1 protein-coding gene is annotated in these 1,067 nt (G+C 36.8%); it reads right to left on the reverse strand.

What is annotated here, in order from left to right; translation table 11 throughout:
* Positions 1-1,067 (reverse strand): hypothetical protein (locus AC1QQ2_RS14375; RefSeq protein ID WP_479713656.1); only part of this gene is annotated, 1,067 nt, incomplete at both ends.

Genomic DNA, 1,067 nt, shown 5'->3' on the forward strand with positions numbered 1-1,067 from the left:
AGACAGCAAAGTAGACTTATCTACACCAACAGCGTTCTCACCTTTGAAATTATCTGTTTCAAGAATAGTAAAACCATCTTTTACATCAGTTTGGTTTTCAGTCTGTTCTTTAGTCTGCTCCGCTATTGACGACTTTGACTCAAGAGCTTTAATATCTTCTCTTGATTTATCTTGAATTGCCTGTATTTCTTTTTGCGATTTACCCTCGAGAATGGCGTAAGCAGCTCTTGCGTAGATTTCCGACTCAGCAAAATGTTTTGGATTCACTCTACCAGATAGCGTTTCTGCTATATTGTCTTTAGTAGCGTCTTCGCTTAAGAAATTCTTGAAGTTATCTATATTGGCTTTTACAGGGTCTTTAAGAGTTCCGTCAAGGTTAATTGCTTTTGCATCTTTTATACTGTATACATCAAACTTTTTAAACGGCATATATGCGCCTCCACGACCCGCTGGAAACGAAATAGTAGCTCCAGTGCCGTAACGTGACGACATATCCATATTAACAGAATAGTTTCCTTCTTGCCCGTAAATGCCGCTATCTTCTATTACAGAGAAGCTACTTGTAGACAATAAGGCTTTTCCTGTAATGTAGTATTCCTTTATCGAGTTTTTACGCTCTGGGTCTTTGTACATTTCTGGATATATCTCTTCTATCTGAACGTATTGACTACCATTAACTCCAGCTACACGGACAATATCGCCTTTCTTTAACTTGTTTGCATTTACTTGACCTTCGTTTTTAAAAGCTTTTCTTGCTCTTTTGCTTTGATACATAGTCCAGAGATAGCCTATGCCATTTTCTGGTCTGTCTGTTCTATCTACTCTTGTCTCTGATGCATTTTTAGTATACTCAAAAGAGTGAACGTTTTCAGAGCTGCTGCCTCCAGTCAAAGAGTAACTTTTTCTTTTTGTATGCGTTACCTTAATAGAGTTTAAATCTTTTTTAAGCTCTGATTTTTTTGTCTCTGCTTCTTTTTTTATCGCTTTGAAATCTTCGAAATCGGTAAGTTCGTTGATTGCGTAGTATTGACTTTGCTCTTGTTTGCTAAGAAGTTTAAACTCTATAT

Source organism: Aestuarium sp. (genome assembly GCF_023253315.1).
In the GTDB taxonomy this organism is placed as follows: Bacteria; Pseudomonadota; Alphaproteobacteria; order Rhodobacterales; family Rhodobacteraceae; genus Marivivens; species Marivivens donghaensis.